This window comes from Neoroseomonas eburnea, from assembly GCF_018129005.1.
Lineage (GTDB): Bacteria > Pseudomonadota > Alphaproteobacteria > Acetobacterales > Acetobacteraceae > Neoroseomonas > Neoroseomonas eburnea.
Map to the genome: position 1 here is coordinate 76919 of NZ_JAAEDL010000008.1, position 20168 is coordinate 97086.

The 20168-nt window shown below is 72.2% G+C and carries 20 protein-coding genes and 1 tRNA gene; 14 read left to right on the forward strand and 7 right to left on the reverse strand.

The window, feature by feature from the left end; translation table 11 throughout:
• Window positions 1-66: 66 nt before the first annotated feature.
• A complete protein-coding gene (locus tag GXW74_RS10100; protein ID WP_211846375.1) occupies window positions 67-1899 on the reverse strand; it encodes an ABC transporter ATP-binding protein/permease in 1833 nt (610 codons plus the stop codon).
• Between the two features lie 516 nt (window positions 1900-2415).
• Here GXW74_RS10100 and GXW74_RS10105 point away from each other — a divergent pair.
• The 3 genes from GXW74_RS10105 to GXW74_RS10115 are packed head-to-tail and all read left to right on the forward strand — an operon-like array spanning window position 2416 to window position 6060.
• A complete protein-coding gene (locus GXW74_RS10105) occupies window positions 2416-3606 on the forward strand; it encodes a hypothetical protein (protein ID WP_211846376.1) in 1191 nt (396 codons plus the stop codon).
• Window positions 3599-4534, forward strand: coding sequence for a DUF6384 family protein (locus tag GXW74_RS10110; RefSeq protein ID WP_211846377.1), 936 nt, complete (start codon window positions 3599-3601; stop codon window positions 4532-4534). Before GXW74_RS10105 ends, GXW74_RS10110 begins: the two co-directional genes overlap by 8 nt.
• The gene (locus GXW74_RS10115; protein ID WP_211846378.1) at window positions 4528-6060 is read left to right on the forward strand and encodes a coiled-coil domain-containing protein; all 1533 of its coding nucleotides are present in this window, start codon (window positions 4528-4530) and stop codon (window positions 6058-6060) included. Before GXW74_RS10110 ends, GXW74_RS10115 begins: the two co-directional genes overlap by 7 nt.
• Window positions 6061-6220: 160 nt before the next feature.
• Here GXW74_RS10115 and GXW74_RS10120 read toward each other — a convergent pair whose 3' ends face one another.
• Window positions 6221-6385: a hypothetical protein gene (locus tag GXW74_RS10120; protein WP_211846379.1), complete on the reverse strand. Its 165-nt coding sequence runs from the start codon at window positions 6383-6385 to the stop codon at window positions 6221-6223.
• 2 nt (window positions 6386-6387) lie between these two features.
• Between GXW74_RS10120 and GXW74_RS10125 the strand changes: the two genes are divergently transcribed.
• Window positions 6388-7428, forward strand: coding sequence for an amino acid ABC transporter substrate-binding protein (locus GXW74_RS10125; RefSeq protein ID WP_211846380.1), 1041 nt, complete (start codon window positions 6388-6390; stop codon window positions 7426-7428).
• A gap of 630 nt (window positions 7429-8058) precedes the next feature.
• Here the strand turns inward: GXW74_RS10125 and GXW74_RS10130 are convergent.
• From GXW74_RS10130 to GXW74_RS10145, 4 genes are all read right to left on the reverse strand, one after another.
• Window positions 8059-8829 carry an SDR family NAD(P)-dependent oxidoreductase gene (locus GXW74_RS10130; RefSeq protein WP_211846381.1) on the reverse strand — a complete coding sequence of 257 codons (771 nt, stop codon included), beginning with the start codon at window positions 8827-8829 and terminating at the stop codon, window positions 8059-8061.
• Window positions 8829-9785: a D-2-hydroxyacid dehydrogenase gene (locus tag GXW74_RS10135; protein ID WP_211846382.1), complete on the reverse strand. Its 957-nt coding sequence runs from the start codon at window positions 9783-9785 to the stop codon at window positions 8829-8831. The genes GXW74_RS10130 and GXW74_RS10135 overlap by 1 nt, the downstream gene beginning before the upstream one ends.
• 54 nt (window positions 9786-9839) lie before the next feature.
• Complete coding sequence (locus GXW74_RS10140; RefSeq protein WP_211846383.1) at window positions 9840-10604, reverse strand: Crp/Fnr family transcriptional regulator; 765 nt, start codon at window positions 10602-10604, stop codon at window positions 9840-9842.
• Window positions 10605-11412: 808 nt separating this feature from the next.
• A tRNA-Ser gene (locus tag GXW74_RS10145) sits at window positions 11413-11502 on the reverse strand.
• 224 nt (window positions 11503-11726) lie between these two features.
• Between GXW74_RS10145 and rplU the strand changes: the two genes are divergently transcribed.
• From rplU to proB, 4 genes are all read left to right on the forward strand, one after another.
• The gene (rplU, locus tag GXW74_RS10150) at window positions 11727-12044 is read left to right on the forward strand and encodes a 50S ribosomal protein L21 (RefSeq protein ID WP_211846384.1); all 318 of its coding nucleotides are present in this window, start codon (window positions 11727-11729) and stop codon (window positions 12042-12044) included.
• A gap of 19 nt (window positions 12045-12063) precedes the next feature.
• On the forward strand, window positions 12064-12333 hold the full coding sequence (gene rpmA / locus GXW74_RS10155; protein WP_211846385.1) for a 50S ribosomal protein L27: 270 nt from the start codon (window positions 12064-12066) through the stop codon (window positions 12331-12333).
• 70 nt (window positions 12334-12403) lie between these two features.
• Window positions 12404-13408 (forward strand): GTPase ObgE, encoded by a 1005-nt coding sequence (gene obgE / locus GXW74_RS10160; protein ID WP_211846386.1) that lies wholly within the window; start codon window positions 12404-12406, stop codon window positions 13406-13408.
• A gap of 34 nt (window positions 13409-13442) precedes the next feature.
• A complete protein-coding gene (proB, locus tag GXW74_RS10165; protein WP_211846387.1) occupies window positions 13443-14570 on the forward strand; it encodes a glutamate 5-kinase in 1128 nt (375 codons plus the stop codon).
• A 7-nt stretch (window positions 14571-14577) separates the two neighbouring features.
• Here the strand turns inward: proB and GXW74_RS10170 are convergent, their stop codons facing one another.
• Entirely contained in the window at window positions 14578-14892 is a 315-nt protein-coding gene (locus GXW74_RS10170; RefSeq protein WP_211846388.1) for a hypothetical protein, read from the reverse strand.
• A 232-nt stretch (window positions 14893-15124) separates the two neighbouring features.
• Between GXW74_RS10170 and GXW74_RS10175 the strand changes: the two genes are divergently transcribed.
• The 6 genes from GXW74_RS10175 (at window position 15125) to GXW74_RS10200 (ending at window position 20154) form a co-directional block, all read left to right on the forward strand.
• On the forward strand, window positions 15125-16390 hold the full coding sequence (locus tag GXW74_RS10175; protein ID WP_408903865.1) for a glutamate-5-semialdehyde dehydrogenase: 1266 nt from the start codon (window positions 15125-15127) through the stop codon (window positions 16388-16390).
• A gap of 77 nt (window positions 16391-16467) precedes the next feature.
• A complete protein-coding gene (locus GXW74_RS10180; RefSeq protein WP_211846390.1) occupies window positions 16468-17271 on the forward strand; it encodes a hypothetical protein in 804 nt (267 codons plus the stop codon).
• 61 nt (window positions 17272-17332) lie between these two features.
• The gene (locus tag GXW74_RS10185) at window positions 17333-18184 is read left to right on the forward strand and encodes a 2-keto-4-pentenoate hydratase (protein WP_211846391.1); all 852 of its coding nucleotides are present in this window, start codon (window positions 17333-17335) and stop codon (window positions 18182-18184) included.
• Window positions 18181-18807 (forward strand): nicotinate-nucleotide adenylyltransferase, encoded by a 627-nt coding sequence (locus GXW74_RS10190; protein WP_211846392.1) that lies wholly within the window; start codon window positions 18181-18183, stop codon window positions 18805-18807. The genes GXW74_RS10185 and GXW74_RS10190 overlap by 4 nt, the downstream gene beginning before the upstream one ends.
• Before the next feature lie 155 nt (window positions 18808-18962).
• On the forward strand, window positions 18963-19703 hold the full coding sequence (gene rsfS / locus GXW74_RS28615) for a ribosome silencing factor (RefSeq protein WP_338148196.1): 741 nt from the start codon (window positions 18963-18965) through the stop codon (window positions 19701-19703).
• 19 nt (window positions 19704-19722) lie between these two features.
• A complete protein-coding gene (locus GXW74_RS10200; RefSeq protein ID WP_211846393.1) occupies window positions 19723-20154 on the forward strand; it encodes a 23S rRNA (pseudouridine(1915)-N(3))-methyltransferase RlmH in 432 nt (143 codons plus the stop codon).
• Window positions 20155-20168: the final 14 nt, after the last annotated feature.

Genomic DNA, 20168 nt, shown 5'->3' on the forward strand with positions numbered 1-20168 from the left:
GCCCGCCGATCGTCCGGCGAAACCAGGCAGACCGGAGGTTCGCGCCCCGGCCTTTGAGGGCATGAGTCACCAGGTGTTCCGGTGTTCGTAGCCCTGGCGGAGCCAGTCCACCAGCGGCAGCGGACGCCGGCGCGGTTCCCGCGCGGCCTGCCTCCGCGCGTGGATCTCGTGCAGCAGGACCTCCCCGTCCGGCAGGCGGCGCAAGGTGAGGCGGCGAGCGAAGCGTTCCGCGGCACCCGGATGCCGACCGAGCACGAGTACCCCCGCTTCCGGCAGTTCCGCCGCCAGCAGGTCGATCATCCGGTCGGCCTCGGCCGGCTCCAGCGCCGCGGTCGTGTCGCCGAGCAGGATCCAGCGTGGCCGGTGCAGCAGGAGGCGCGCGAAGGCGAGGCGCTGCATCTCGACGACGCCGAGCACGCGCTCCCAGTCCGCGTACTCCGCAAGGCGCGGAGCGAGGCTCGCGAGGCCCGCTGCCGACAGGGCCCGGGCGGCGTCCTCGGCCGAATGGCGCAAGGCAGGCGCGGGGAAGGTGAGGGCATCGTGCAGCGTGCCCTCCGGCAGATGCGGCCGTGCGCCCACGGTGGCGATATCCTCCTCCGGCGGCAGGTCCACGATGCCCTGGCCCCAGGGCCAGATGCCCGCAAGCACGCGGAACAGCGCCTGCGCGGCCTCGGGGTCGCCGTCCACCAGGACGCGTTCGCCCGGCGCGACGTGCAGCGTGATGCCGGACAGCAGCGCCGTGCCGTCCGGCGCCGCGACGCAGAGATCCCGCGCGCCGAGCCCGCGCCCGGACGCGCGGTCGAGCACGATGGCGTCCGGTCCGCTGCGCGCGGCCTCCGCGGCGACGGTGTGGATGCCCTCCTCGAGTGCCAGCACGCGCTCCACGGAGGCACGCCATTCGGCGATGCGCTGCAGGTTGTCCACCGGCCAGGAGAGCGCGGCGGTCACCTGCTGGAAGGCCTGCGCGGTCTGCATCAGCCCGCCGAGCGAGATCACGCCCTCGATGTAGCGCGGCGTCGCCACCAGGATCGGGAAGACCGGCGCGAGCGTGATGTAGCCGGCGGCGAAGCCGGTGAGGCGCGAGAGGCCCTGCGTCTGCGCCGCCCAGGCCGGGCCGATGGCATCGAACAGCACGGCGAGGCGCGAGCGCTCCCGCGCTTCTCCGCGCGCCAGCGCGATCGGCTCGGCGGTTTCGCGTGCGCGCACCAGGCCGAAGCGGAAATCCGCCTCGCGCGTCTGGCGCAGGTCGGTCGCGCGCACCAGCGGCCGGCCGAGCAGGAAGGCGACCATCGAGCCGACCACCGCATAGGTGAGCGACAGCGCCACCATGTGTCCCGGAACGGCGACGCCGAGCAGCGTCACCCAGCCGGAGAGACGCCACAGCACGTCGATGAAGGTGACCAGCAGCAGTGTCGCGTAGAGCAGCGTATGCGCGAGGTCGACGGCGTATTCGGTGGCGATGCGGATGTCCTCGGCGATGCGGCCGTCGGGATTGTCGTGGTCGCCCGGGATCTCCGCGACCTGGTAGTGGCGCGCCTCGACCATCCAGTCCGCGATGACGCGGCGTGTCAGCCAGTCCCGCCAGGCCAGGTTGACCCGCCGGCGCGCGACCATGTGAACGGCGTTGGCAAGGACGTTGCCGGCGACGATCAGCGCGAAGATGCCGATCTGCGTCATGAAGCGGTCCATCGACCGCCGGTCCAGCGCGTCGAAGAGGTCGGCGCTCCAGTAGTTGAGGCGAACGGCGAGTGCGACCTGCGCGGCGCAGAGCAGCGCCATCGCCGCGGTCCAGAAGCGCGCCGACCACCGCTGCCGCCCGTGCAGCCAGAAGGGACCGGCGAGGTGCAGGAAGTCGCGGAAGAAGCGTGTCGGACGTGGAGCGCCGGAGGTCGCCGTCATGCTGGCACCTCGCGCCCCGTGACGGCCCGTGGTCTGACGGGGGCGATTGCCGGACTCCGCATCCTGCCTCCTCTTCCGACGGGACCGAGAGCGTCGCAACGTGGACCGGCGGCGCGCGGACTCCAAGCCCGGAACTGCCACCGCCGGGCAGGCAAAGCCCGCCTTGCCTTTCTCCGGCGGAGGCGCCTGCGGCGGGCAGGAGCCGGCGCGTGCTTGGCGGGCGGCCCCGCCCGCCGTGCCGAAGGCCTCCTGCCGGCAGGACGTGGAGTGTTCGCATGCCCACCATCCGACCGGCCGATCGTGGCCGTGGCATCGACGACAGGCCGGGGCCTGCGGTGGGGCGGCGTGCCGCAGGGGTGCCGGCTCGAAGGGGCGCGGCGGTCCGCATCGCGCGGAGATGGCGGTTCCGTGAAGGTGCCCGCGAGGGATGTCCCGGATGTGACATGACCGGCTGACTCCGGCAGCCCCGCCGCGCTATCACTGGGGCGGCCAGACCAGGGCAGGAGAATTGACCGGATGAGCGACACCGCCGTCACCGTGCAGCCTATGCGCTACCTCGACAAGGCGATGGGGGCGCTGCGCGATCTGGGTCTGCCCCTGCCGACGCCCTCCGCGGAGGAAAGCCCCATCACCGGCCTGCTCTCCAAGATCATGGAGGTGGACCAGGACCGCGTGACGCTGATCGCCCGCGTGCTGAACCAGGCGACCACCTTCAACGAGGTGGTGCGCGAACAGATCAAGGCCATGGAGGTGGGCGAGCGCTACCAGACCATCACCACCGCCTTCAATTCCATCCGCGACGATGCGCGCGCCATGGTCGCGCAGATGGAGGACGGCAAGATCTCCACCATGGAGCGCCTGTCCAACATCTGGCAGAAGGCGACGCGCGGCGACATCGCATCCCGCTTCGACAAGATCCGCGACACCTATCTCGAGGTCTCGAAGGACACGAAGGAGAACATCGACCGCGAGCACACCATCCTGGAAGCCTATCGCGACTTCCGCGGCGCGCTGAAGCAGGCCGAGGTGCTGGCGCTCGAGGTGCTGAAGACCGGCGAGGGCCGCCTCAACGTCGCCAAGGCGGCGACCGATGCGGCGGTGAAGGCGGCCGAGGCCGCGGCGGCCGCGGAGCCCGCCGAGCGCGCCAAGCTGGAACTCGCCCGCGACGAGGCGCTGCGCCACCTCCAGGCCGAGGACGGCAAGTACCAGATCGCCAAGGACCTCGCGGACAACCTGACCGTCTCCTACAACACCTCCGAGGTCATCATGGCCCGGCTGGTGCAGACCACCACGGCGAAGGAACGCGTCTACCAGCAGTCGGTCTCCTTCTTCTCGACCAACGAGGCGGTGCTGACGGCGCTGACCGCCTCCTTCACCGGCATGCACGGCCTGCACGAGAGCACCCGCACGCTGGAGGGCATGAAGGCGGGCGTGAACCAGTCGCTGGAAGTGCTCGCCGAGATCGGCGGCAAGGTGCAGGAAGCCGCGCTCAAGGCCGGCTATGGTCCGACCATCCAGGCCGATGCCGTGAAGAAGCTGGTGGATTCCGTGGTGAACTACCAGGAGCGTTCGCTCGAGATCATCGACGAGATGCGCACCGCCGCGACGCAGAACAGCGAGGAGATCCGCCGCTCGGTGGAAGACGCCAAGCAGCGCATGGCGAAGCTCGCGCAGCGCGCCGCGGTGGTCGCCCAGACGAATGCCTGAGCCCGCCGCGGGCGCGCCCGCGCTCGACGAGACGATGCTCGCGATGGACGTGGTGGACACGATCCGCCACGCCGATCGCCTGGTCGAGCGCGAGCTTGCCGGCACCGACCGCCAGGCGCGCCTGCGCGAACGCCTGCGCGAGATCTACAAGTCGCAGGGCATCGAGGTCGCGGACCATGTCCTCGACGCCGGCATCGCCGCGCTCGAGGAACAGCGCTTCGCCTATACGCCGAAGGGGGAGGGGTGGCGGCGCAGCCTCGCCCAGGCCTGGGCGACGCGCGGCCGCTGGGTGCGCTTCGCGCTGGCCGGGCTCGGCGGCATCGTCGTCCTCTGGGGCGTCTATCACTTCACCGTTGTCGCACCGCGGCAGCGCGAGGCGGCCGCGATCACGCGCGAGTTGCAGCAGGACCTGCCGCGCGCGCTGCGCGCCGAGCACGACCGCGTCCTTGCCGGCACGCAGGAGGCCGCCGTGCGCGCCGACGCCGCGCGGCTGCTGGCCGAGGGCGAAGCCGCCGCGCGCGCCGGCAACCTTGCCGAGGCGCGGGCGCGCCGCACCGCGCTGGCGGACCTCGCCGCGCGGCTCGCCGCCGCCTATTCCGTGCGCATCGTCAACCGCCCGGGCGAGCCATCCGCCGTCTGGCGCGTGCCGGCCGCGAACCCTCGCGCCCGCAACTACTACCTGATCGTCGAGGCGGTGGACCGCGACGGCCGGCCCGTCGAGGTGCCGGTCACCAGCGAGGAGGACGGCCGCACGGCACGCGTCTCCCGCTGGGGCCTGCGCGTGCCGGAAGCGGAATTCGAGCGCGTGCGCCGCGACAAGCTCGCCGACGGCATCGTCGACCAGCCCGTCATCGGGCAGAAGGCGGCCGGGTCGCTCGCAACGACATGGACGGTTCAGACGACCGGGGGGGCGATCCTGTCATGGTGAGCGGCGTCGCCGTCCTGCAGGAGATGGACGCGCATCTGGCCGAGGCGCAGCGGGAGGCCTCCGCCTCGCAGGCCGAGATGGATCGCCTGGCTGCCCGCCGCGAAGGGCTGCGCACGGAGGAGGCCGAGGCGCTGCGCGATCTGGCGCGCCTCCGGCTGCTCGAAATGGCCGAGGGCAAGGCCGCCGTCGACGCGCTGGATGCCGCCGGCGCGCGCGTGAAGGAAAGCCTGCGCCAGCGCGCCGCCGCGCTGGAGGCGGCGCAGCGCGCCATCCTCGATGCGCGTGACGCGCTGGCCGCCGCCGAGGCGAAGCGCGACGCCGAGTCCGCGCGGCTGCGCGCCTCGCAGGAGGCCGAGGCCGCGGCGCTCCGGGCGGCGGACGCCCGGGCCGGTGAGGACACCGAGTTCCGCCGCCTCGCCACGCTGGCGGAGGAGGCCGAGCGCGTCGCCCAGCACGCCGAGCAGAAGGCGGCCTTCGCGCAGCAGGATTTCGAGGAGAAGGGCCGGCCCTACCGGGCCGATCCGCTCTTCGCCTATCTCTGGGACCGCGGCTGGGGCACAGGCCGTTATCGTGCCTTCCCGCTGGTGCGCATGATCGACGGCTGGGTCGCGCGGCTCATCGAGTTCGAGCCGGCGCGGCGTTCCTACGCGCTGCTTGCCGAACTGCCCGGCCACATGACGGCGCATGCGCAGCGCATGCGCGCGGCCGCCGATGCGGCGGTACGCGGGATGGTGGAGCGGCGGCGGTCGCTCGCCGGCCTGCCGGCGGAGGCCGCTGCGCCCCCGGCCGCGCTGCTGGAGGCCGCCGAGGACGCGGTCGAGGCTGCGCAGGCCGCGCTCGCCGCGGCGGAGGCGAAGCGCAGCGCACTCGCCTCCGGCGACGACGCCGCCTCGCAGGAGGCGATCCGCGCGCTGGAAGCCGCGATCGGCGCGCGGTCCCTCCGCACGCTGCGCGAGGAGGCCGCCCGCACGCCGACGCGCGACGACGATGCGATCGTCGCCCGGCTGGAGGTCGCCGCCGCGGAGCGCGGTCGCCTGGAGCGCGCGCTGGCGGAAGCCCAGGCCCAGGCGGAGGGCGCGCGCCGGCGCCTCACGGAGCTGCAGTCCCTGCGCCACGAGATGCGCGGGCGCGGCGTCGAGCGCAGCGACTGGGGCTTCGCCAGCGGCGCCCTGGTCGGCGTGCTGGTCGGGGAAGTGCTGCGTGGCGTGCTGTCGCGCGACGGCTTCTGGGACCGCATGGAGCGCGAGCGCCGCTCCGGCGGCATGACGGGCACGGCGACGCCGGGGCCTTGGGGCAAGTCGTTGCCGGGCCCCTGGGGCAAGCCTGCGCCGGGGCCTTGGGCCGGCGATTCGGGTGGCGCCTGGGGCAACATCGATCCGGCGCCGGACTGGGGTGGCAAGCGCTCGGGCCGTGGCGGAGCGAAGGACGATGGCGGCTGGGGCGCCGCCAGCGATGCGGGCGGCGGCTTCGCCACCGGCGGCAAGAGCGACGCGGGCGGCGGCTTCCGCACCGGCGGGTCGGTCTGATACGAGCGGCACGAGTTCCTGCCTCGTGCCGAGGCCGCGACGGGCACCCGGTCACCTTGCCTTGCAATGTGACTGGGGATCGGGAATGCCGCCCGCCGGCGATCCGGCGAAGCCAGGCAAACCGGAGGTTTGCCCCCGGCGTCCGAGGGCTCGAAAAGGCTCAAGCCAGCGGCCGCGAATAGCGGCGGTTGGTATGACGCGGCGCAGCCGCGGCCCGCCGGCCGGGCCGCGCCTTGTCGATCCCCGACAATCGGGTGACGATGCCTGCCGCCGGGCGCCCATCGTCGATGGCGTCCTTTCCCCCGATCGACAGGACGACAAGCATCCATGCAGGTTCTCCGAAACACCGGCATTGCCGTCGCGCTGGCCGTCGCCGCCACGCTCCCGACCAGCGCCGCCTTCGGCCAGGGCGCGCAGCCCGGGCCCACCCTGGCCGCCGTGCGCGCCAAGAACATCCTGGATTGCAGCGCCAACCAGGGCTCGCCCGGCTTCGGCGTGCCGGACAGCCGCGGTGAGCAGCGCGGACTCGATCCCGATATCTGCCGCGCCATCGCCGCGGCGGTGCTTGGCGATCCCAGCAGGGTACGCTGGACGGTGCTGACCAGCCAGGCACGCATCCCGGCCCTGCAGTCCGGCCAGGTGGACGTCGTCGCCCGCACCTTCACCTGGACCCATTCGCGGGAGGTGAATGCCGGCCTGCAGTTCGGCCCCGTGACCTTCTACGACGGCCAGGGCTTCATCGTCCGGCGCGCGCTCGGCGTGACGCGGGCGGCGCAGCTCGACGGCGCGACGGTCTGCGCGACGGCGGGCTCGACCAACGAGCTGAACCTCGCCGACTGGGCGCGCACCAACAACATCCGCGTCCAGCCGCTGGTGTTCGAGAGCAATGAGGACACGCGCAAGGCCTATACCGCCGGCCGTTGCGACGCCTATACGCTGGATGCCAGCCAGCTCGCGGCCTTCCGCACCAGCCTGCCGGCCGGCGAGCACATCATCCTGCCCGACATCATCAGCAAGGAGCCGCTGACGCCCGCCGTGCGCAAGGGCGACCCGCAATGGTTCGACATCATGCGCTGGACCATCTACGCGCTGATCCTCGCGGAGGAGCTCGGCATCACCCAGGCCAATGTCGAACAGATGCTCCAGAGCACCAATCCGGAGATCCGCCGGCTGCTTGGTGAAAGTGGCGACCACGGGCCGGCGATGGGCCTTGACCGTCGCTGGGCCTACAATGCCATCCGCGCCGTCGGGAACTACGGGGAGATTTTCGAGCGCCATCTCGGCCCCAGTTCGCCGATCGGACTCGAGCGGGGGGTGAACAACCTGTGGAACCGCGGCGGCCTGATGTATGCGCCGCCGGTGCGTTGACGACGCCGAACCTCGGCGATGATCTTTCGCCGGCAAGGCGAACGGCATCCGCGCACGGCGCGGCGCGGTGGCCGCGCGCGAAGCCGAGGCCCTGATACGAGCGGCACGAGTTCTTGACTCGTGCCGAGGCCGCGACGGACACCCGGTCACCTTGCCTTGCAACGTGACTGGGGATTCGGAATGCGGCCCGCCGGTGGTCCGGCGAAGCCAGGCAAACCGGAGGTTTGCGCCCGGCGCCCGATACCAATGGCCCGTTTGCCTGACCTGTGGAACCGAAAGGAGCTTTGCCCCTCTCGGGCTCTCCCCGCCAAAGGCCCACGGCCTTTGGAAACCGATACTTGGCGCCGAGCGCCACTGTCAGGATCAGGGCCGAAACCCGCCCTTGCGCACGAAGCCCGCCCGAAGCGTTTGGGCTGTCTGAACCGCGCGGCAGCAGATGATGGCTTCCAAAGGCCTCGGGTCTTTGGCGGGGTGGCATGGAGGGGCTCAGCCTCTGCAATTCCGCCCTCAGCGGTCAGTCCAAAGGGCCGTTGGCATGATACTGAGCCAGCCGAAAGGCTGGCCGGCATGGCAGGTCGGGCGTCGGCGCTCGACGCTTGGGTCATCGCCGGCGCCCGTGTGAGGCCGGCGTCAGAACAACGAATAGCCGCCGTCGATCACCAGGCAGTCTCCGCTGTGATAGGTGGAGGCATCGCTTGCCAGATACACGGCGATGCCGCCGAAGTCGGCGCCCGTCCCCCAGCGCCGCGCCGGGATGCGCGGCAGAACCGCACCCGCGAACCTCTCGTCGGCGACGCTGCGGGCGGTCATCGCCGTTTCGATCCAGCCGGGCAGCACCGCATTGGCGCGGATGCCGTGGCGGGCGAGTTCCACTGCCAGGGCGCGGATGACCGCGACCATCGCGCCCTTGGTCGCGGCGTAGTGCGTGTTGTGCGCCGCGCCCTCGATCGCCGCGAGGGAGGCGGTGCCGACCAGCGATCCGCCGCCGCCGCGCTCCACCATGTGCCGCGCCGCGGTGCGCAGCGTGTAGAAGGCGCCGTCCAGGTTCACCCGCGTCACGCGGTGCCATTCCGCGCTGTCGAGGTCGACGAACTTCCCCTTGCGCCCATAGGTGCCGGCATTGGCGAAGCAGGCATCGACGCGGCCGAGTGCGGTGAGCGTATTCGCGAAGGCGCGCTCCACCGCCGCCTCGTCACCGACGTCGCAGACCTCCGCATGCGTGCGCACGCCGGTTGCGGCGAGCGCCGCGACAGCCTCCGCGTTCTTCGCCGCGTTGGTGCCCCAGATCGCGACGTCCGCGCCGGCTTCCGCCAGCGCCTGCGCCATGCCGAGGCCGATGCCGGAATTGCCGCCGGTGACGAGCGCGACCTTTCCGCCCAGGTCGAAAGCCCCGTAGGCCATCAGTAGCCTGCCTTCCGGTCGACGAGCTGGGTCAGAGGCCTGCCGTCCACGAAGCGGCGCAGGTTCTCGACCAGCAGTTCGGCCACCATGGAATCGCGCTGCGGGTGCAACCCGCCGATATGCGGCAGCACCATGATCTTCTCCTCGCCCCAGAAGGGGTGGTTCGACGGCAGCGGCTCGGTGCGGAAGACGTCCAGCACGGCGCCGGCGATGGTGCCGGCATGCACCGCGGCGACGAGATCCTCGTCCCGGACCAGGGCGCCGCGTCCGAAATTCAGCAGCCATGCGGACTTCTTCATGCGCGCCAGCCGGGCGGCGTTGATGAAGTTCTCGGTGTCCGGCGTCGCGGGCAGCAGCAGCACGACGAAGTCGCTTTCCGCCAGCACCTGGTCGGTGCCCTCGGGGCCGAAGACCTGCGCCACATGCGGGATCTCGGCCTGGCCGCGCTTGGTGCCGATCACGCGCATCTCGAGCGCCGCGGCCTTGCGCGCGAGCTCCGCCCCGATGGCGCCGAGGCCCAGGATGCCGAGCGTCGTCCCGGCGAGCGTCGAGGAAACACGCCGCGTCCAGCGCCTCGCCGCATTGTCCGCTACGATCGCGGCGTAGGGCTTGGTGAGGTGGAACAGCGCGCCGAGGATGTTTTCCGGCATCTGAACGCGATGCGTGCCGCGTGCGCAGGAGAGCGCCAGCTCCTCCTTCAGGTCCGGACGCGCCAGCCAGTGCTCCACCCCTGCCGTCAGCGCCTGCACGAAGCGCAGCTTCGGCATGCGCGTCAGCGTCCCCGGCGGTGGCCCCCAGGAGAGCAGCGCCTCGGCCTCGGCCAGTTGTGCATCGTCGGGCGTCGCCGCGCGCGGCACGATCTCCACGCGCAGGCGATCCGACAGGCCCGCCTCGGCGATCGCGCGCGCATAGGGCTCGGCCCCATCGGTCCACAGCAGCAAGAGCGGCTTGGTCATGGCATTCCCTCCATCCGCCGCGAAGCCTGCGGCAGGTCGGGGGATGCGTCCAGATCAGGCCGCCGGCGCGCGTAGCTCCGCCGCCACCAGGCGCTGCATCTCGGCCACGCGCAGGATGCGGATGGCGCGGCGGTCGCGCGCCAGCCAGCCTTCGCGCGTCATCTCCGAAAGCTCGCGTGAGACGACTTCCCGCCGCGCGCCGATGCGGGCGGCGAGTTCGTGATGCGGCGGCGGCGGGGAGACGACGCGCTCCATGGGCGCCCCCGTCCGCGGCCGCGACAGGCGCAGCAACTCGGAGAAGAGGCGCAGTCGGACCGGCAGCGCCTCCCGTTCCAGCGTGCGCTCCGTCTGCAGGCGCAGCTTGCCGGCGAGCGTCTTCAGCAGCCCGTGGCAGGCCGCGGGTGTCGCGAAGATGTAGTCGAGGAACGCCTGGGCCGGCAGGATGCAGAGGCGCGAGCGCGCCACGGCGGTGACGTTCGCCGCGCGCGGCGCGCCGTCGATGGCGGCGAGCTCGCCGAAGAACTCGCCCGGGCCGAATTCGTTCAGCAGCACCTCGCGGCCGGAGGCGGCGCGGAGTTGCACGCGCACCGCGCCGCTCGCCACGAAGAAGATGTCGGTGGAGGGTTCGTCCTCGTCCACCACCACCTGGCCGGGTTCCACCGTGCGCCAGCGGGCCGCGGCGGTGGCCTTGGCGATGGCCGTCGCATCGCCACCGCGGAAGAAGGCGAGGTCGTTCAGCGCCGGCGGGCGGACGGGGTCAGCCATGATCGGTCGCAGCCAAACGAGGTGCGGGAAGTCCGGGTCCTGGATCGCGCGCATCGGCAACCTCCACGCCGACGGCTTTGCGCGCCGGCGGGGCGGAACCTGCCGCCACTTCCGAATCCTTGCGAGTGACCGGAATCACGGAACGAGCACCCTGGCGCGACGTATCCACATGGTGTGGTCGTCCGGGATCCGTCGGCCCCTGGACTTTCGCCACACCGGCCCTGCGGGCCGCTCCTGACCGTCCTCCAGTGTCATCAATCAGGTCTCCGTTCGCCGCACGCGCATATCCTTGCACTCCCGGCGTGTTTCGTGAAATCAACGTCACTGCGATGGAACAAAAGAGGAAAATGCCCGGCCAAGCTTGGCCTGTCCGGTAATGTTGCAGGAATGCCGAGCCTGGTGGCCGAAGGGCTGCGTGGCGGCGCGCCGGCATTCTGCGGATCAGGGGGCCTTGGCCCCCGGTCCCCCTGTGCTGAACCGGACGCCATGGCATCGAGGGCGCCGATGGTGACGGCGTCCTTCCCAGGGAGGAGGCTGCCGGCTCCTCCCACGGCCGATTGCTGCCCCATGCTCGGCGTTCAGAAGGAGCGCGCCTCGCGGTTCGCTCCCAAGGTAGGGACTTCGGGTCAGCGGCATGCGAAGCGAGGCAAATGCCGAACGCGCTGAAACCGGCTCCTGACCTGCGATCCTGAGTCCCGAACTCGATCGGCCAAGTGATCAGGTCCGCAGAGATGCGGCCATTCGAGGGCGACCTCAGCGCCGCCCGCCTCGCTCCGGTCACCAGGTCCACCCCGATAACGCCAGGAAACCTGCCACTCGGCGCGACGGTCAGTCTGACGGAGAGCTGGACGCCTCAGGCAACTGGCGGAGAGGGTGGGATTCGAACCCACGGTACAGTTGCCCGTACTTCGGTTTTCGAGACCGACCCGTTCGACCGCTCCGGCACCTCTCCACGGGGTCCGCGCCTATAATGCCAACCTGGCCCGGAGGCAACGCCCCACCGCAGTCAATTCGGGCCGAGGCCGGTTCAGGAGGGAATCCTCCCTCTCGCCCGTTGACGCCCGCCCCCGCCCGCCGCTATACGCCCCGCTCCCGGCGGGGTGCATGCTCCGCCGCAAGCGTTTTGCCCGTTCGTTTCCGGTCCCCCGGGGCGGCGGGAAGGCATCAGGACCTGTCATGACCTACGCAGTGATCCGCACCGGCGGCAAGCAGTACCGTGTCACCCCGAACGCCACCCTGGCGGTCGAGAAGCTGGACGCTGCCCCGGGCACCACCATCACCTTCAACGACGTGCTCGCCGTCGCGACCGAGGCCGGCCTGACCATCGGTGCGCCCACCGTGGCCGGCGCCTCCGTCACCGCCGAGGTCATGGCCCAGAACCGCGGCGACAAGGTCCTCATCTTCAAGAAGCGCCGTCGCCAGAACAGCCGGCGCAAGAACGGCCACCGCCAGCACCAGACTGTGCTGCGCATCGCCGCCATCACCGCGGCCTGAGCGGCGAAGGAGAGAAGCCATGGCACACAAGAAGGCAGGCGGCTCGTCCCGCAACGGCCGCGACTCCGAGGGCAAGCGCCTTGGCGTGAAGCTGTTCGGAGGCCAGACCGTCAACGCCGGCTCCATCATCGTGACCCAGCGCGGCACGAAGATGATCCCGGGCGACAATGTCTATGCCGGCCGCCAGCATAGCCTGCATGCCGCCGTCTCCGGCCGCGTTCGGTTCGTCCGCAAGGGCGAGGACCGCGTGCACGTCACGGTCGTCCCGGCAGCCCAGGCCGCCGAGTAGCCGCACGCACCCGCGTCGTGCGCTGGCGGGGGCCTCGCGGCCCCCGTTTCCGTTTCAGGCACCCTGAACCATGAAATTCCTCGACGAAGCCAAGGTCTGGGTGAAGGCGGGCGACGGCGGCGACGGCGTCGTCGCCTTCCGGCGCGAGAAGTTCATCGAGTTCGGCGGCCCAGATGGCGGCAATGGCGGCAAGGGCGGCGACGTCGTCGCCGAGGCGGTCGAAGGGCTGAACACCCTGATCGACTACCGCTACGCCCAGCATTTCAAGGCGCGCAAGGGCGGCAACGGCGCCGGGTCCGACCGCACCGGGGCGGGCTCCGAGGACGTCATCCTCAAGGTCCCCGTCGGCACCCAGATCCTCGCCGAGGACAAGGAAACGCTGCTCGCCGACCTCGACGCCCCGGGCAAGCGTGTGGTGGTCGCGCGCGGCGGCGATGGCGGCTATGGCAACGCGCACTACAAGACCAGCACCAACCGCGCCCCCCGCCGCGCCGACAAGGGCTGGCCGGGCGAAGAACGCTGGCTCTGGCTGCGGCTGAAGCTGATCGCCGATGCCGGCCTGGTCGGCCTGCCGAATGCCGGCAAGTCCACCTTCCTCGCCGCGGTCTCGGCCGCGCGGCCGAAGATCGCCGACTATCCCTTCACCACGCTGCACCCGCAACTCGGTGTGGTGCGGCTCAACGCCACCGAGGAGTTCGTTCTCGCCGACATCCCCGGCCTGATCGAAGGCGCGCATGAAGGTGCCGGCCTCGGCGACCGCTTCCTCGGCCATGTCGAACGCTGCGCCGTGCTGCTGCACCTGGTCGACGGCACCCAGGCCGACCCGGCCCGCGCCTACCGCACCATCCGCCAGGAGCTTGCCGGCTACGGCCATGGCCTGACGGAAAAGCGCGAGATCGTCGCACTGAACAAGGCTGATGCGATGACGCCGCAGGCCCGCGCCTCCCGCATCAAGGCGCTCGAACGCGCCTGCGGGCAGAAGGTGCTGGCCGTCAGCGGCGCCACGGGCGATGGCGTGCCGGAGGTGCTGCGCATGCTCGCCGACACGATCGCCGAGCATCGCCGCGGGGACTGAACGCGCACCGCGCCGCGTGCTACAGGCGCCACCCATGTCCGACCCGGCCGCCCCCAGCCTCGCCAGCGCCAAGCGCATCGTCGTCAAGATCGGCTCCGCCCTCGTGGTGGATGAAGAGACGGCGATGCCGCGTGCCGACTGGCTGTCCTCGGTCGCTGCCGATGTCGCGGCGCTGCGCGCAGGCGGCGCGGAAGTCGTGCTCGTCTCCTCCGGCGCCATCGCGCTGGCGCGCCGCGCGCTCGGCCTGACGCGCCGCAAGCTGCGGCTGGAGGAAAAGCAGGCCGCCGCCGCCGTCGGCCAGATCCGCCTCGCCGGTGCCTGGCAGGAAGCGCTCTGCGCGCACGGCATGAACGCCGCGCAGCTCCTGCTGACCCTCGAGGATTCCGAGGACCGCCGTCGCTACCTCAATGCGCGCGCGACGATCGCGACGCTGCTCAGCCTCGGCTGCGTGCCGGTCATCAACGAGAACGACACGGTCGCGACGGCGGAGATCCGCTTCGGCGACAATGACCGCCTCGCCGCCCGCGTGGCGGAGATGATCAGCGCCGATGCGCTGGTGCTGCTGTCGGACATCGACGGCCTCTACACCGCCGACCCGCGCAAGGACCCGCAGGCCGAGCATATCCCGGTGGTGGACCGCATCACCGACGACATCATGGCCATGGGGGGCGAACCGCCGCCCGGCTATTCCTCGGGCGGCATGCGCACCAAGCTGATCGCCGCGCGCATCGCGACCGGTGCGGGCTGCGCCATGGCGATCGCACTCGGCAAGCGGGACAATCCGCTGGCCGCGCTGGTCGATGGCGCGCGCAGCACCTGGTTCCTGCCCACGCCGGAAGGACGCACCGCGCGCAAGCGCTGGATCGCGGGCAGCCTCGCGCCGCTCGGCGCGCTGGTGGTGGATGCGGGGGCGGCACGCGCGCTCGGGCGTGGTTCCTCCCTGCTGCCGGCGGGCGTGCGCGGCGTGCAGGGCGACTTCTCGCGCGGCGATCCCGTCAGCGTGCGCGACGAGGAAGGCCGCGAACTGGCGCGCGGCCTGTCGGCCTATGATGCCGAGGCCGCGCGCCTGATCGCCGGCCATCGCAGCGAGGAGCTGGAATCGCTCCTCGGCTGGCGTGGCCGGGACGAGATCATCCACCGGGATGATCTCGTCCTGCTGTAGGCGCTGGTCAGCCCCGCGGCACCGGGATGTGCCGCACGGACTGGTTCTCGCCCGAGCCTTCGATCACCGCGATGTAGGTCTGCGGTGCCGGGGTGGGCGGATCGATGGGCCGGACCGAGATGTTCTCGCCGCTGCCGGTGACGACGACGCGGCCATCCACCGGGACGCCGCGCGGCATGCCGATGTAGGCGACGGTGCGGTTCTCGCCGCCGCCCGCAACGTAGGGCAGCGCGGTGTCGATCGTCTCGTAGGCCGACGCGCCCTGGATGCCGGCGAAACCGAGGAACGCGGCCGCGGCGATACGAGTGGCGAAGTGCGCCATGATGGCATCTCCTTTTGTGCTGCGTGACGGGAATTCGTCGTGCCCATCACTTCGCCAGCCCAGGTGGGCGGGTTACGCCCCGCCTTCCAACTGCCGGGGCGAATGGTCGTGATGCGCATCGCGAATGGTGGCCTCCGCGCCGCCCAGGACCACGGCGTCCGCCCCGCCCGCGAGCTTCCGCTTCCCCCAGCCCCGCAGCCGCGATAAGCCTCCATGGCAGGAGGACCCCCTCGTGAACGCCATCGCCCAGGACGCCGCCCGCCAGCTCGAGACCGCCGCCCGCGCCGCCCGCGCCGCCGCCGGCACGATCGCGCGCGCCCCGGCGCCGGCGAAGAACGCCGCGCTGCACGCCGCCGCCGCCGCATTGCGGGCCCGGATCGAGACTGTGCTCGCCGCCAATGCGGCGGACCTCGAAGCCGCGCCCGAGCTGAGCGCCGCCTTCCGCGATCGCCTCACCCTGACGCCCGGCCGCATCGAGGCGATGGCGACAGGGCTGGAGGAAGTAGCCGCTCTGCCCGACCCCGTCGGCCGCGTGCTGGCCGAATGGACGCGGCCCAACGGCCTCACGATCCGCCGCATCGCCCAGCCCCTCGGCGTCATCGGCATGATCTTCGAAAGCCGACCGAACGTGACGGCGGATGCCGCCGCGCTGTGCCTCAAATCCGGCAATGCGGTGATCCTGCGCGGCGGCTCGGAGAGCACGCGCTCCGCCACCGCCATCCATGCCTGCCTGGTCGAAGGCCTGCGCGCCGCCGGCCTGCCGGAGGAGGCGGTGCAGGTTGCCCGCACCGCAGACCGCGCGTTCGTCGGCGCCATGCTGCGCGCCTCCGGCCTGATCGACCTGATCGTGCCGCGCGGCGGCAAGGGGCTGGTGACGCGCGTGATGGAGGAAGCGCGCGTGCCGGTGCTCGCGCATGCCGAGGGCCTCTGCCACACCTACATCCATGCGGCCGCCGATGCCGACATGGCGCGCAGCATCCTCGCCAACGCCAAGATGCGCCGCACCGGCGTCTGCGGCGCGACCGAGACGCTGCTGATCGACAATGCCATCGCGCCCGCGCTGCTGCCGCTGCTGATCGCCGACCTGCGTTCGCTCGGCTGCGACTTCCGCGCCGACGAACGCGCCCGCGCCATCGTCGCCGACCTGCCGCCCGCGACGGAGCAGGATTTCGCCACCGAATGGCTCGACGCCACCCTCTCGGTGAAGGTGGTGGACGGCGTGCAGGACGCCGTCGCGCATATCCGCCGCTACGGCAGCGAGCACACGGAAGCGATCGTCACGCAGGACGAAGCCGCGGCGCGAGCCTTCCTCGACGGCATCGATTCCGCCGTCGGGCTGTGGAATGCCTCGACGCAATTCTGCGACGGCGGCGAATTCGGCTTCGGCGCCGAGATCGGCATCGCCACCGGCCGCCTGCATGCGCGCGGGCCGGTGGGCGTGGAGCAGCTCTGCACCTATCGCTACCACGTCATCGGGACCGGCCAGACGCGCCCCTGACCGCCGCGCCGATGCGACGAGGGCGCGCCGCCGGCTATCGGCGGCCGCCCTGTCGAGCGAAGGAGGAGGTCGACCGAATGAACGCCAGGCTCCTTCGCCTCGCCGCCGCCGGCGCGCCCTTCCTCGTGCAGGCGCCGGCCCTCGCCGCCTGCCCGGACATGGCGACCGTCGCGCGCTTCGGCCAGGCGCTGATCGAACGCCGCGTGCCCGCACCCTTCGGCGTCACGACCCTGGCCGAGGCGCTCTGCGCGCGAGACCGGCTGGTGGCGACCCTCGCCCAGCCCTGGGGCGACGTGGAGGGCTTCGCGATCGCCGGCGAGGCGACGCCACCGCTGCGCGGCGCCCTCTTCCACGCGACGCTGCGCGAGCGCTCGGGCGCGACGATGGATGCCCGCTTCGGCGCCCGCCCGGCGGTCGCCCCCGGCCTTCTGCTGCGCCTCGGACGGGATGGGATCGAGGCCGCCGCGCCCGCCGCCATGCTTGCGCATGTCGAAGCGGCCGGCCCGTACCTGGCACTGCTCGACCTGGCGGCGATGCCGGAGGGCGGCGGCACCATGGCGCGGATCGCCGGCAATCTCGGGCTGCGGCTCGGCGTGGTCGGCGCCGCCATGCCGGTGACCGATGCCGCGGCGCTCGCCGCCGATGCGACACTGCAGGCAGATGGCAGCGTGGTGGCAAGCCTTTCCGCGCTTGGCCTCGCCGCGCCGGCGCTCGACCTCCTGGCGCAGCTCGCACGTGAGCTCGCCGCCGAAGGACGACCGCTGCGCGCGGGGGAGCATGTCGCGCTGCTCGCTGCCCCGGCGCCCTTCGCGCCGCGCGCGGGAGAGACCTGGCGGCTCTCCGTCGCCGGTCTTGGCGCGGTCAGCGTGGCGTTCCGCTGAGGCACCCTTCCCGCCCGGGCCGCGCCGCCGGTAGCATCGCCGCATCGCGGAGGAACGAACCATGCGCGCACCCCTGCTCGCCGCCCTGCTTGCCCTGCCGGTCACCGCCCAGGCCGCCTGCCCGGACGAGGCGGCGGTCGGACGCGTCGCGGAAGCGCTGGTCGACAACCGGCCGAGCCCCGCCTTCACCGGCATGACCTCGCTCGAGGACGGCTTCTGCGCGCAGGACCGCCTGGTCGCGCTGCTGCGGCGGAGCTGGGGGGCGCCGGTCGGCTACAAGGTCGGGCTCACCAGCGCGCCGGTGCAGCAGCGCTTCGGCGTGAGCCATCCGGTGCGCGGCGTGCTGCTGGAAAGCAGCGTCAGCCTGCGCGACGGCGCCGAGATCCCGGCCCGCTTCGGCGCCGTGCCGGTCATCGAATCGGATTTCCTCGTGCGGGTGCGCGACGGGGGCATCAACGGCGCCGGGCGCGACCATGTCGCCATCCTCCGCCACCTCGACGCGGTGATCCCCTACATCGAGCTGCCGGACCTGGTGCTCTCGGGCGGCTTCGACGGGCCGAACCTGCTGGCGATCAATGTCGGCGCGCGGCTCGGCGTGGTCGGCACGCCGATCCCGGTCGAGGCCAGCCAGGCCTTCGCCGACCGGCTCGCGAACATGACCGTGACCATGGTGGACGACCGCGGGCAGGAACGCGCGCGGACCCCGGGCACCGCCGCGCTCGGCCATCCGCTGAACGTCGTCGCCTTCCTGGTCGAGGACCTGGCCCGTGCAGGGCGGCGGCTGGAGGCGGGGCAGGTGATCTCGGTCGCCGGCTATTCGCCGACGATGCCGCTCGAACCCGGCCGGACCTACACGGTGCGGTACGAGGGGCTCGCCGCGCAGCCCGTCAGCGTGAGTGTCCGCACACGGTGACACCTGCCCGCTTCGGCGATTCGCGCGCAGTCCGCATCGGGCTGCTCGGCGGCTCCTTCAACCCGGCGCATGATGGCCACGCGCATGTGGCGCGCATGGCGCGACGGGCGCTGCGGCTGGACCAGATCTGGCTGATGGTCTCGCCGGGCAATCCGTTGAAGCCGGTGGCCGGCATGGCGCCGCTCGCCGCGCGCCTGGCCTCGGCGCAGCGGATCGCGGACGGGCGGCGGATCATCGCGACCGACATCGAGCATGCCCTCGGCACGCGCTACACGGCCGACACGCTCGCTGCGCTGCGGCGCCGCTTTCCCCGGGCGCGCTTCGTCTTCGTCATCGGCGCCGACAACCTGGTGCAATTGCCGCGCTGGAAAGGTTGGCGAGGCATCGCACGCGACGCGGCGCTCGCGGTGCTGCCGCGGCCGGGCTGGACACGCCGCGCGCTGGCGGGCCGGGCGGCGCAGGTGCTGCGGCGGTACCGCCGGGCACCGGGGGGTGTCCTGACGGAATCCTTTGCGCCACACGCGGCTTGGTGCTTGGTTCCGGCGCGGGAGCATGCTGCATCGGCCAGCGCCATCCGCGCTGCGAAGGCCGATGACCACACGGGCGAGAGGAGGGGGCCATAGCCCGCACGCCGAAGACAACCGAAACGAAGACGGCACCGAAGGCGAAGGCCACGGCGCCGAAGACAGCCACGCGCAAGGCGGCGAAGCCGGCGGCCAAGGCCGCAAAGCCGGCCGCCAAGACGACGAAGGCCGCACCGGCGGCCAGGTCGAAGGCCGTGGCGAAGCCGAAGGCCGCGGCCGCGCCGAAGGCTGCCACCAGGACCAAGGTCGCGGCGGCCGGAAAGGCGAAGCCGGCCACGGCGACCAAGGCGGAGGCCGCGGCGAAGCCGAAGGCCAGCGTCGCGCCGAAGACGGCCACCAAGGCCAAGGCCGCGCCGGCCCCGAAGACCAAGGCACCCGCGAAGCCGAAGGCCAGCGTCGCGCCGAAGACCGCCGCCAAGGCCAAGGCCGCACCGCCCGCGAAGGCGACGGCCGCCGTGAAGGCGAAGCCTGCCGCGACGGCCAAGGCCAAGGCCTCGGCGAAGCCGCGCGCCGCCGCCGCGCCCGCCGCCCCGCGCCCGGCCCGTTCGAAGAAGCGGGAGAAGCTCACCCCGGATCGCCTGGCCCTGCTGGTCGAGGCGGCGATGAAGAGCCTCGAGGACGACAAGGCCGAGAACATCATCTTGCTCGACGTCACCGGCCGCGCCGACTATGCGGACCGCCTGATCATCGCCACCGGCAAGGTCGAGCGGCAGCTCCAGGCGATGGCGACGCACCTCGATGAGGCGCTGGGCAAGGCCGGGCTGTCGCTGCGTCGCGATGCTATCCAGTCCTCGCCCGACTGGGTGCTGATCGATGCTGGCGACCTGGTGATCCACCTCTTCCGCCCCGAGTCGCGCGAACTCTACCGGCTCGAGCGCATGTGGGGCCCGGAGAGCCCGCCGGCCGGGGGCCCGACCGACGCCCCGCGCGGTTAGGATCATCGCCGTCGGGCGGATGAAGCCGGGACCGGAGGCGGCGCTCTACGCGCACTATGCCGCCCGCCTCCGCCCACCGCCCGAGGTGACGGAAATCCCCGAGGCCCGCGGCAGCGCGGCGGAGGTGCGGCGCCGGGAAGGCGCCGCGCTGCTCGCCGCCCTGCCGACGGATGCAATGGCCGTCGCGCTCGACCTCGGCGGTGACGCGCCGGACAGCGAGGCTTTCGCGGCCATGCTCTCGCGGTGGGACGATTCCGGCCGCACGCCCTGCTTCCTGATCGGCGGTGCGGAGGGGCTCGACCCCGCCGTGCTGGCGCGGGCGGACCGGCGGATCGCCCTCGGCCCGATGACCTGGCCGCATTTCCTGGTGCGGGGGATGCTGGCGGAACAGCTCTACCGGGCGCAGGCGATCCGCCGGAACCATCCCTACCATCGCGCCTGGCGGCCATAGCGCCGGGCAGCAGG

Excerpts from the sequence above, each read along its gene's own strand:
- proB (WP_211846387.1), top strand. The coding sequence starts at position 13,443 with ATGTCCGACCCGGCCGCCCCCAGCCTCGCCAGCGCCAAGCGCATCGTC.
- GXW74_RS10120 (WP_211846379.1), bottom strand. The coding sequence starts at position 6,385 with ATGCTTGTCGTCCTGTCGATCGGGGGAAAGGACGCCATCGACGATGGG.
- rplU (WP_211846384.1), top strand. The coding sequence starts at position 11,727 with ATGACCTACGCAGTGATCCGCACCGGCGGCAAGCAGTACCGTGTCACC.
- GXW74_RS10100 (WP_211846375.1), bottom strand. The coding sequence starts at position 1,899 with ATGACGGCGACCTCCGGCGCTCCACGTCCGACACGCTTCTTCCGCGAC.
- GXW74_RS10200 (WP_211846393.1), top strand. The coding sequence starts at position 19,723 with ATGAAGCCGGGACCGGAGGCGGCGCTCTACGCGCACTATGCCGCCCGC.
- GXW74_RS10185 (WP_211846391.1), top strand. The coding sequence starts at position 17,333 with ATGCGCGCACCCCTGCTCGCCGCCCTGCTTGCCCTGCCGGTCACCGCC.
- GXW74_RS10105 (WP_211846376.1), top strand. The coding sequence starts at position 2,416 with ATGAGCGACACCGCCGTCACCGTGCAGCCTATGCGCTACCTCGACAAG.
- GXW74_RS10180 (WP_211846390.1), top strand. The coding sequence starts at position 16,468 with ATGAACGCCAGGCTCCTTCGCCTCGCCGCCGCCGGCGCGCCCTTCCTC.
- obgE (WP_211846386.1), top strand. The coding sequence starts at position 12,404 with ATGAAATTCCTCGACGAAGCCAAGGTCTGGGTGAAGGCGGGCGACGGC.
- GXW74_RS10125 (WP_211846380.1), top strand. The coding sequence starts at position 6,388 with ATGCAGGTTCTCCGAAACACCGGCATTGCCGTCGCGCTGGCCGTCGCC.
- rpmA (WP_211846385.1), top strand. The coding sequence starts at position 12,064 with ATGGCACACAAGAAGGCAGGCGGCTCGTCCCGCAACGGCCGCGACTCC.
- GXW74_RS10115 (WP_211846378.1), top strand. The coding sequence starts at position 4,528 with ATGGTGAGCGGCGTCGCCGTCCTGCAGGAGATGGACGCGCATCTGGCC.
- GXW74_RS10130 (WP_211846381.1), bottom strand. The coding sequence starts at position 8,829 with ATGGCCTACGGGGCTTTCGACCTGGGCGGAAAGGTCGCGCTCGTCACC.
- GXW74_RS10135 (WP_211846382.1), bottom strand. The coding sequence starts at position 9,785 with ATGACCAAGCCGCTCTTGCTGCTGTGGACCGATGGGGCCGAGCCCTAT.
- GXW74_RS10110 (WP_211846377.1), top strand. The coding sequence starts at position 3,599 with ATGCCTGAGCCCGCCGCGGGCGCGCCCGCGCTCGACGAGACGATGCTC.
- GXW74_RS10140 (WP_211846383.1), bottom strand. The coding sequence starts at position 10,604 with ATGCGCGCGATCCAGGACCCGGACTTCCCGCACCTCGTTTGGCTGCGA.
- GXW74_RS10170 (WP_211846388.1), bottom strand. The coding sequence starts at position 14,892 with ATGGCGCACTTCGCCACTCGTATCGCCGCGGCCGCGTTCCTCGGTTTC.